This is a genomic window from Listeria valentina, assembly GCF_011800755.1.
In the GTDB taxonomy this organism is placed as follows: Bacteria; Bacillota; Bacilli; order Lactobacillales; family Listeriaceae; genus Listeria; species Listeria valentina.
The window spans coordinates 1-10,255 of the sequence record NZ_JAATJW010000075.1; the positions used below are offsets into that span (position 1 = coordinate 1).

Genomic DNA, 10,255 nt, shown 5'->3' on the forward strand with positions numbered 1-10,255 from the left:
TTCAGTGCGCTCAAAAATTAGTTTTTCCTTGAAAATAATTTAAAAGTTCAGCTTGACTTATTACCACTAGACTTTTTGCTTTAAAAAAGCTTGCCACATTTTTTGATACGGAACTGGGAAAGCAAGTTCTGCCATCTCATTTTCCGTTAAGCATTTTGTACGTCCTGTTACTTCCCCTTCTAAAATGCGTGCTTGTTTAAGTTCAACTTCCCAAACAAGGTGCGAAAATACATGCTTCACATGCGTCACGACTTCATCCGAGAGTTCCAGCGTAAGTCCGTATTCCCGTAAAAATTTAAGTTTCACGAGTTCATCATTCTCATCTGGCGCGGCTTCCACCGTTGGAAACTGCCACATGCTAGCGAGTAAGCCCGTGCTTTTTCGCTGTTCAACAACATATTTCCCGTCTTGCTCAATCATGACCGCCACAAGTGGAATCGTTTTGGATTTAGTTTTTTTGATTTTAACCGGATAATCCAATTCTTTTCCGTCTTTGTGCGCCTCACAGAATTCTTGAAGCGGACATAATAAACACATCGGTTTTTTCGGCGTGCATACAAGCGCGCCAATTTCCATAAGTCCTTGATTAAATGCGGAAGCATGTTTTGGATCAATTAGTTCATATAAAATAGCTTCAAAGGTTTTTCGTGTTTTTGGTTTCATGATATCTTCGTCGATTTCAAAAATCCGTGAAATCACACGCATCACATTGCCATCAACGGCGGGCTCTTGCTTCCCGTAAGCAATACTCAGAATGGCTCCTGCTGTATAAGGTCCCACGCCTTTAAGACTTAAAAGTTCTTCTTTTGTATCTGGAACGACACCAGAAAACTCTTCAATAACTTGTCGCATTGCAATTTGCAAATTTCGAACGCGTGAATAATAGCCTAAGCCCTCCCACGCTTTTAAGATTTCTGCTTCTGCTGCATACGCAAAATCACGCATCGTAGGAAACTTTTGCATAAAGCGTTCAAAGTAAGGCAGAACTGTATCGACTCGCGTTTGCTGGAGCATGACTTCTGATACCCAAATCCGGTAAGGATCTGTATTTTCACGCCAAGGCAAAACGCGCTTGTTTGCGTCATACCAAGAAACAAGTGCTGCTCGAAAACTTGAAATTTTAGATGAATCCCAGTTTAGAAATTCATGTGTTTGCATTTTATTCACCATAATTCTCATAAATTTTTAATGTGCTGTTCTTCTCAATGTGTAGTATAATATAGACGAGGGAATAGAATAATAAGCTTGACTTTTACTATTATACAGAAACTCTAAGTTTTTGAACAGGCTTCTGTATAGAAAAGAAGAGCTGATTAGAGTTTATTACTCTAATCCCATTTTGTTACAGAAAGCAGTCGCTTTCTTTTAAAGTGGCTTCTTTCACTCTACGAGGAGGAAAGCTTTTGGACACTGGCACACACGTTGTTATGGGGATCGCACTTGGGGGACTTGCAACGGGGATTGACCCTGGAATCGCAAGTAGTTCACCCGCTGTGGTCGGCATCATGGCAGCAACGATCATTGGTTCTCAAATTCCTGACGTCGATACGGTTTTAAAACTTAAAAACAACGCGGACTACATTCGCAATCACAGAGGGGTTACTCACTCTCTGCCGATGCTTCTGGTTTGGCCGCTCCTTATTTCAACTATACTTTACTTTATTTTTCCGCAAGCGACTTTTATTCATTTACTGCTTTGGAGTTTCATCGCAGTTGCGCTCCATATCTTTGTTGACATTTTTAACGCGTATGGCACGCAAGCGATTCGACCCTTTAAGGATACCTGGGTCGCCTTTGGTTTTATCAACACATTTGACTGGTTTATTTTCGGTTCACATGTTGTTGCGATCACCCTTTGGCTACTTGGCACGCCCGCGGGTCCAACGTTCTTTACACTCTATGCGGTCCTAGCGCTTTACTATGTCGCACGAGCCGTTACACAGCAAATGATCAAACGAGCGGTTCAATATTTGATTCCTGATGCTGAAGAAATCATTGTTGCTTCAACGATTCATTTCTTCCAGTGGCGCGTTGCCGTCACAACGAAAGATCATTACTACGTGGGACGTGCATTCAAACGAAATATTTCGATCTATGAAAAATTCGATCGTTTGCCTGTTCCAGATAATGAACTCATTCGTGCTGCGAAACAGGATAAAAATTTAGCTGCTTTCGTTTCATTCTCCAAAGTCTATAACTGGCGGATTGAAGAAAAGTTAGATGCAACCTATGTCACGTTTACGGATCTGAGATACCGCAGTAACGGGCATTACCCATTTGTTGCAGTCGTGCGTTTAGATGATAATTTAAAAATTCTATCGTCTTATACAGGCTGGATTTTCTCAGATGAAAAACTGCAGAAAAAACTAGTTCCTGTCGCACTTTAACCTTACCCCATACAAAAAAGAGAGTTTTTTATCACTCTCTTTGCAAGAAACCGGGAGGTAAATGGATCATTTCATTTACCTTCCGGCTTTTTTATTGGCCTTTACAATTTAAAGCCCTGTGCTGCCAAAACCGCCATCGCGCGTTTCGCTCACCACTTCATCTGTGTCAGCCACAAGATACTTCGTAAAAATCCCTTGCGCAATTCGTTCTCCCTTTTGAATGGTCACGGGTTCGCTCCCAATATTTCGAAGCGCAATTCCAATATTCCCATCATTAGCCTTGTTCTCATAATAAGAAGCATCAATAATGCCCGTATTATTCGACAAGTTAAGCCCGCGCTTAATACCCATCGAAGAACGGACATGCATCATCAATACTTCATCCTTTAACATGTAACTTTTCACATCTGTGAAAAAAGTATGCGTGCCGCCAGGATAAAGCGTCGCATCTTCATTCGAATAAAAATCATAACCAGCTGAACCAGCATCCGAACGTTTCGGTAACTGAATTTCTTCGCCTTTAAAAAAACGACTATCCTCACGAACTATTTCAAAACCACGTTGTCTCACTTTATTTCCCCCTCATTTCCATCTTTTTGCTTCCTTGTAACCAAATGAAGCATCGCTCCGTGATGCTCAATTTGTTGTCTGACATAATCAGCCGCATACTCTACCCCGCGGTAAGGATAGCCTGCTTTTGCATACGAGCTTTCAAAATCGCTCCACAGCATTTCCACCCACCAAAGCGCTTTTTCCTCATCAAGAGCCGGGTTTTTCTCAAGCAATAACTTCGTTAGCTCTTCCGTGTAACCATTCACTCGTCTTCCACCTCTTCAAAATCAATCTCATGTTCCGCCAAATAAGACTCAATATTTGCATAGCTAAATCCCTTTTGCATCAAGGATTGGATCGTTTTTTGCTTCGCTATTCGCGGTTCAAACCGTTTGTTCTTACGCATCAATTTTTCAAGCTGTTTGCGGAGAACCTCGGTTTCATCTTCTTCACTTAAATCACTTGTCGCTTCGCTTGCCGCCATTTTCACTTCAAGCTCCGAAAAACCCTTTTGCAAGAGGTCCGTCCGAATTTTCATTTTCAAGCGCTCTTTAGCCAGATTCCGGCTGCGCCTTGCGATTTTTGTTGCTTCTTTAAGCGCGTTTTCCTCGCGCTCTTCCGCCGTATACGCATCCAAACTTTCCTCAATGCCTTCCCGTGTAATGCCTTTTTCGATGAGTTCTCGGCGAATTTTCCCAGGACCTTTCGTTGTTGTTTTCACTTGCGTTCTCACATAAAGTTTCGCAAATTCAGCATCATCTAGATAATCCATTTCCACAAGCTTTTGAATGATACTATCCCGGTGCATGGGTTCAATTTCTTGCTTCGCCAAAAAAGAACGAATTTCTTTTTCTGAACGAACTCGGTGTGATAAAAATTGAATCGCCTTATTTAACCCGATGCGAACTTGATCGGCTTCTTCAATTTGTTCAATTTCTTCTTCCGAAAGCGTTTTGCCTTTTGACAGGTGAAATCGTGCGAGGACTTCTTCATCCACACTAAAACGATACTTTTCATCAACAAAAACATTGTAGCGCTCTTTTCTTTTTTCCTGTACTCGGATTGCGGTAATTTTCATGAAAAAACCTCCCTGTCTATCTTACCATACTCGAAAATGGGTTTCTATTGTTAATTAAACGGGAAAAGGCAAAACGAAATGAGGTGAAGAAATGAATATTTTAATTGCCGGAGGAACTGGATTTATCGGCAGATGGCTAACCAAGTCCTACATGGAAACAGGAGATCAAGTTTATATTTTAACGCGAGAAAAGCGAGCTTCCTTCGAGAACGTTCATTTCATTCAGTGGCTACAAGATGACACTTCACTTCCTGATTTGAGTGAGATTCATTTTGATCTCGTTGTCAATCTTGCTGGAGCAAACTTAGCGACTAAAAGGTGGACTGCCAGACGAAAAAAAGAAATCGTCGATAGTCGGATTCAAGCAACCGCAGCTTTACTTGCCATCATCAAACGTCAAAAACAAAAACCAGAAGTGTGGATCAATGCAAGTGCGATCGGCGGTTATCCGCCCTCATATACTGAAATCTATTCGGATTATTACCGTGAAGAGCATCCTAAACGCGCTTCTTTCCTTGGAAGAACCGTCACAGAATGGGAAAAAACAGCCGCTGAAGTGGAAAAACTCGGGATTCGACTTGTCGTCGCCCGGTTTGGTCTTGTGTTAGGCCGCGAAGGTGGTGCTTTTCCTTCATTTGAAAAAGTATTTCGAAGCGGACTTGGTGGAAAATTTGGTACGGGCGACATGTGGTATTCTTGGATTCATATTGACGACCTTGTCCGCGCGATTCGTTTTGTAGCATCCGATGAGAGCTTAACGGGGATTGTTCATTTTACTTCCCCACATCCTACCCAAGAGAAGCAGTTTGCTGAAAAATTAGCTAAAAGATTGCATCGGCCTTCCCTCTTTACAATCCCGGAAGTGGCGATCAAGCTTGCTCTCGGAGATAAGGCGGCGGCCATTTTGGATAGTCACCGGGTTTATCCCGAGCAACTTGTTTCTCATCATTTTGAGTTTTACTTTGATACGGTTGATCTTGCTTTGAGTGACTTAATTGACTAGAAAAAGCTTGGAAGTCGTGCTGACATTTAGCGTTTGTCAGCGACTTCCAAGCTTGTTTCTTGCGAAAGGTGAAGTTCATGTTTAGCAAGTATGAGCGCTTGGTAGATCACTTGATCCATATCCAAGTACTGATAGCTTCCGAGCCTGCCGCCAAAATGAACCTGTGGCAGTGCGCGTGCTTTTTCTGCATATTTTTTATATCGTGCTTGGTTTCGCTTATCATTGATCGGGTAAAATGGTTCTTTCGTCCGGTCCCACGGTTCAGGATATTCTTTTGTAATGACCGTTTGGGAACTTTCTTTTTTCGCAAAATGTTTGTGTTCAATGATGCGCGTGAAGGGCGTTTCTTGATCGGTGTAATTGATGACTGCATTTCCTTGAAAATCAGCTTGTTGCCATACTTTTGTTTCAAACCGCAACGAGCGATATTCAAGTGCCCCAAATTCATAATCGAAAAATTCGTCAATCATGCCTGTATAAATGATTTTTTTAAATTGGCTTAAATAGCTTGCTTTTTTGCTAAAAAAATCAGTATTCGTTTGTACCGTGATGTTAGGATGGTTCAACATGCGTGCCACCATATCCGTATAGCCCGCTTTTGGAATTCCTTGAAAGGGATCATTAAAATAGTTATTATCAAATGTCCAGCGAAGTGGAATTCGCTTGATAATGAAACTTGGGAGTTCGTTAGGCTCTTTTCCCCATTGTTTCTTGGTATATCCTTTAATTAACTTCTGGTAAATCTCGGGGCCGACCATGGAAAGCGCTTGTTCTTCTAAATTGGTCGGCTTTTTCACCCGGTACGGGGCAGTCTCCGCTTGAATGATTGCTTTTGCTTCTTCAGGAGACGTCATACCCCAAAGTGCATGGAAAGTGTGCATGTTAAAAGGAAGTGGATAGAGCTTCCTGTAATAGTTTGCGATCGGAGAATTGATGAACGGAAGGAAATCTGCAAACTGATTCACGTAACGCCAAACGGCTTGATTTTTCGTATGGAAAATATGAGCGCCGTATTGATGCACTTCAATTCCTGCGATTTCTTTTGTATAAATATTTCCCGCGATGTGCGCTCTTTTTTCGAGAACCAGCACTTTTTTGCCCGCTCTAGCAGCTTCTCTAGCAAAAACAGCTCCAAACAGGCCTGCTCCGACAATTAAATAATCTGCTTCCACCAAGTCATCTTCTCCTTTCTAATTAAATCCATAAACTTTTTGGCAAACTCGGTACATGCCAAGTGTCGTTTTTCGGCCGACTAAACCTGGTAAATGCACAAATTGACCAAGAAGGCTAAACCGGAGCCGATAATAAAGCGACGTATCGGTTTCGTAGATATAATCCCAAAGTTGCCTTTTTTTTAGCAATTGGTCATGGCTTTGTTGTTTCATAAGTAAAACCGAGGAAACGGAAGTCACAATTTCTAAGAATTGTCGCATATAACGTGCGCAAGACCGCTCCAAATTTTCTTGCTTGCTGTAGTAATCAACCATTTTAGTGTTCACAAAAAGCTGTTGGTCAATCCGCCCGATCATAACGGATTCATTCACGGACTGATCGCTTCGGCCAATAAAATAGTGGTAGAAGTCAATGTCTAAATACAACATTTTTTTCACGAACGGGAGCGGATAAAAAGCGAATAAATTGTCTACATAAAAAGTATGATGTGGCAGCTGCGGCACTTTTTCACGCAAAATCGCTGTTTTGAAAACGAGTGAGTGCATGAGCAAATACTTGCCTACTGGAAATCGAACTTCACGCCAGCCGAACACTTTATTTTGCGGGAGAAAACTTCGATAATGCACTGTTTTTTTGTGGCGAGCGCCTTGTTTTTCATACACATAGTTGTTGATGATCATATCAGGTGCCTCGCTTTTCTCCACTTGTAAAATAGCTTGAAGGAGTGTTTTGAGCGCATTTGGGTCAACCCAATCATCGCTATCGACTACTTTCAAGTACATCCCGGTTGCTTCCTCGATTCCAGTATTCACTGCAGCCCCGTGTCCACCGTTTTCTTGATGAATCGCACGCACAATTCTGGGAAACGCCCGCTCGTAACTTTCCGCAAGTTCGCCTGTGCTATCTGTCGAGCCATCATTCACAATGAGAATTTCGAGATGCTCGCTTGTTTCCCGAACAAGTGAATTTAAGCAACGTTCTAAATAATCTTCTGAATTAAAACTTGGGACGACAATTGTGAGTTTCTTCATACGGACTCCTTCTTCATAATTTTGAACTTCATCATTGGATAATTGATCACCACTTGCAAAACGATGTTGACTAAGTTAGCGATGGTCGCTGCAAGTCCGCCAACATATGGATGTAGCACGCGGATGACGTAAGGTGGTAGCCAAACGGATACAAGACCAGCTACGGTGACGGTTAAGATATACCAAGGCAAAGCTTTTAAAATGGCATTATCCGCTTCAAAAACAAATTTGCGTTGCACAAAAAAGTTCACAACTTGAGCGCAGATGTAGGCAAGCAAAAAGCTTAAAAAGCCGCCTAATCCACCGTTTTCTGGCGCATAATTGAAAATGAACCAGTGAAAAGGAAAGGATTCAAAACTTTTAAAAAGAAGCCCCGTCCCAAGCCAAAGCATAATAAAATTAGTAATTGTCGCCACATTGCTTAGCAAGTTAAATAAAATAAATTCTGTCCAATCTGGATGCTTTTGCTTAAAACGATGAAACCAAGCAAATCGCGCGTTGTTTTTTTCTTTAGTCATAGATTTCTATTCCTTTTCTAGAATTTTTTTACTGATTTTTTTGCAATTGCGACGTGCTTTTAAAACGGAACGAAGTCCTTTCCAAAAGCTCCCGTTCACAATGGTTAAAATCCCTTGAACCATTTCGCGATCGATTTTTCCCGCTGTCATTTTATAAATTGCACGAAATGGCATGTTATAAATGAAAAGCACGTTTAAGTTGGGCTTCCCATTTTTCTCACTGCGCCGTTTCTTTTGTTCAAAAATGTGAAAAGCAAGGCGCGCTAACGCACTTTTGGCAAACTGCATGTCCCCGATCGTATCGTTTTCAAGCAAGGGACGCCTTGTTAAGGCTGCTTCTTCTTTCGTCACTTCTCGACCGAGTAAGGCTTCAAATTCCGCAAGAGGAACTTGTTTCATTTGTCCGCTAAAATAATGCGGAAATTTTTCCACTTGGCTTTTTTTCTTAGCTACCGTTCCTTTTTGTTCCACGGTCGTGCTCAGTTCAATCGCTTCTGAACTTGTTCCGATTTCAACTTTGTAGTGACCCGGCTCGATTTCAAATTGGTTGGTTTCTGTATCAAAATAGCGGAACGTGTACTCGTCAAACGGAAGAAAAACGGTTTGGGATTCGCCTTGTTTGAGAAAAGTTTTCGCAAATGCTTTCAACTCACGCTTAGGTCGGAAATTTTGACCTGATTCCATTGAAACATAAAGTTGACTAATTTCTTCTGCGTCAAATTGGCCTGTATTTGTTAGCTGAAAGGATACACCCGTTTCGCTCAATTCAATGTCTGAATAGGTAAATTCGCTATAGCTGAGCCCAAATCCAAAAGGATATTTAACGGAAACGCTAGCTGCTTGATAGTACCTATAGCCAACAAAAAGAGCTTCGAAATACTGGGATGCTTTCCCTTTGGCAGGAAAGTGATCGCCAAGTACGGTGTCTTCTAGCCGAAATGGATACGTTTCATTTAGTTTCCCTGAAGGGGAAGCCTTTCCTGTCAAAAGATCAAGGAGCGCAGATGCTCCAGCTTGTCCACTTAAATAGCCGGTTAGGATGGCTTTTAAGTCGGTATCGAAAGACAAATCAAACGATGAGCCGCCTGCAAGAACCCCAATTAGATTCGAATTCACTTGTTTGAGTGCATGGATGAGTTCTAATTGATTTTGCGGCAGTGTAAATTGCGTTCGGTCCATCCCTTCGCTTTCCCTTGATTCATCTAAACCTAGATAAAGCAAAATGACGTCAGCCTTTTTCGCGAGTTCCACTGCTTCTTTCAGCAATTCAGGTTTTGTGGCAAGGGAGTTTGTTGTGTATCCCGTTTCGAAGCCGACAAATTCGACCGGATAGTCACGAATGATGTCCGTTGCCGCTTCTAGTCGCGTTGGATTCACAAGTGATGAACCGGCTCCTTGGTAACGCGGCTTTTTCGCGAATTCACCAATCAAGGCTACTTTCGTTCCTTTTTTTAAAGGCAAAATGGCTGCTTCATTTTTTAGTAAAACGGCACTTTTTAAAGCGGCTTTTTTTGCAAGCTGATGATGCTCGCTTTCTTGCTCACGTGAGAAAGAGCCTGACTTCGTTTCTTTATTTAGAAGGACAGTCAATAGCTCACTGATGCGTTCATCGAGAATTTGCTCGGATAACTCACCGCTTTGAACGGCTTGGATGATTTCATTTGCGCCGGCTGCTCCGGTTGAAGGCATTTCTAAATGACTGCCATTTTGCACACCTAAAACGTGATCGTTACTGCCGCCCCAATCGGAAACAACAAATCCGTCAAATCCCCATTCTTGTTTTAAAACATCGCGCAATAAAAACGCATTTTCGTTTGCATAAATGCCATTCACTTTATTGTAGGCGCTCATCATTGCTTTTGGATGCGCTTCTTTTACAGCGATTTCAAATCCAGTTAAGTAAATTTCTCGGAGGCTTCTAAGGTCCACTTCTGAGTCAGAAGCCATTCTCCTCGTTTCTTGACTATTTGCTGCGAAGTGTTTTGGGCAAGCTATCGTTCCTGTTGCTTGAATTCCTTTTATGTAAGATGCAGCCATTTTCCCGGCTAAATAAGGGTCTTCGCTAAAATATTCGAAGTTTCGTCCTCCCCTTGGGTCGCGCTTAATATTGAGCCCAGGGCCGAGCACAACATCAACGTCTTGACTAATCGCTTCTTCGCCAATGGCTTCTCCGATTTTTTGCGCAAGCGTTTCATCCCAGCTGTTCGCAATCGTTGCTGCCGTTGGGAAACAAGTTGACTTGCGGCTTTCGTTTAGACCTAAATGATCGGCTTTCCCTTCTTGTTTTCTTAAACCGTGCGGACCGTCTGACAAGAAAAAAGAAGGAATATTCATTCGGGCAATTTCACGTGTCTCCCAATTATTTTTCCCGGAAAAAAGAAGTGCCTTTTCTTCTAAAGTCAGCTTGCGAGTAAGTGCTTTGATATCCATTTGCTTCCCTCCCTCGTAAAATATATTTTAGAAAGATAAATGATCTTCCCTAAATGTTTCATTTCTTTTCCTTACGGAATAAG

10 protein-coding genes are annotated in these 10,255 nt (G+C 42.0%); 2 read left to right on the top strand and 8 right to left on the bottom strand.

All coding sequences use genetic code 11. From position 1 onward, the window contains the following. Positions 1-66: 66 nt before the first annotated feature. Entirely contained in the window at positions 67-1,158 is a 1,092-nt protein-coding gene (gene mutY / locus HCK02_RS12230) for an A/G-specific adenine glycosylase (protein ID WP_167630403.1), read from the bottom strand. Between the two features lie 245 nt (positions 1,159-1,403). On the opposite strand from mutY, the gene HCK02_RS12235 reads away from it, so the two are divergent. Further along, entirely contained in the window at positions 1,404-2,387 is a 984-nt protein-coding gene (locus HCK02_RS12235) for a metal-dependent hydrolase (RefSeq protein WP_167630394.1), read from the top strand. Positions 2,388-2,495: 108 nt separating this feature from the next. On the opposite strand, the gene HCK02_RS12240 is transcribed toward HCK02_RS12235, so the two are convergent. From HCK02_RS12240 to recX, 3 genes are read right to left on the bottom strand one after another with little or no spacing between them, the layout of a single operon-like run. Further along, positions 2,496-2,957 (bottom strand): dCTP deaminase/dUTPase family protein, encoded by a 462-nt coding sequence (locus tag HCK02_RS12240; RefSeq protein WP_167630395.1) that lies wholly within the window; start codon positions 2,955-2,957, stop codon positions 2,496-2,498. Continuing rightward, positions 2,954-3,205 carry a YfhJ family protein gene (locus HCK02_RS12245; protein WP_167630396.1) on the bottom strand — a complete coding sequence of 84 codons (252 nt, stop codon included), beginning with the start codon at positions 3,203-3,205 and terminating at the stop codon, positions 2,954-2,956. The genes HCK02_RS12240 and HCK02_RS12245 overlap by 4 nt, the downstream gene beginning before the upstream one ends. After that, positions 3,202-4,017: a recombination regulator RecX gene (recX, locus tag HCK02_RS12250; protein WP_167630397.1), complete on the bottom strand. Its 816-nt coding sequence runs from the start codon at positions 4,015-4,017 to the stop codon at positions 3,202-3,204. Before recX ends, HCK02_RS12245 begins: the two co-directional genes overlap by 4 nt. Before the next feature lie 91 nt (positions 4,018-4,108). Between recX and HCK02_RS12255 the strand changes: the two genes are divergently transcribed. Further along, entirely contained in the window at positions 4,109-5,020 is a 912-nt protein-coding gene (locus HCK02_RS12255; RefSeq protein ID WP_167630398.1) for a TIGR01777 family oxidoreductase, read from the top strand. 26 nt (positions 5,021-5,046) lie between these two features. Here HCK02_RS12255 and glf read toward each other — a convergent pair whose 3' ends face one another. The 4 genes from glf to HCK02_RS12275 are packed head-to-tail and all read right to left on the bottom strand — an operon-like array spanning position 5,047 to position 10,172. Continuing rightward, positions 5,047-6,192, bottom strand: a complete 1,146-nt coding sequence (gene glf, locus HCK02_RS12260; protein ID WP_208970479.1) for a UDP-galactopyranose mutase — start codon at positions 6,190-6,192, stop codon at positions 5,047-5,049. An 18-nt stretch (positions 6,193-6,210) separates the two neighbouring features. Continuing rightward, on the bottom strand, positions 6,211-7,224 hold the full coding sequence (locus tag HCK02_RS12265; protein WP_167630400.1) for a glycosyltransferase family 2 protein: 1,014 nt from the start codon (positions 7,222-7,224) through the stop codon (positions 6,211-6,213). Then, positions 7,221-7,742: a GtrA family protein gene (locus tag HCK02_RS12270; protein ID WP_167630401.1), complete on the bottom strand. Its 522-nt coding sequence runs from the start codon at positions 7,740-7,742 to the stop codon at positions 7,221-7,223. Before HCK02_RS12270 ends, HCK02_RS12265 begins: the two co-directional genes overlap by 4 nt. A 6-nt stretch (positions 7,743-7,748) precedes the next feature. Then, positions 7,749-10,172, bottom strand: a complete 2,424-nt coding sequence (locus HCK02_RS12275) for a glycoside hydrolase family 3 C-terminal domain-containing protein (protein ID WP_167630402.1) — start codon at positions 10,170-10,172, stop codon at positions 7,749-7,751. Positions 10,173-10,255 lie beyond the last annotated feature (83 nt).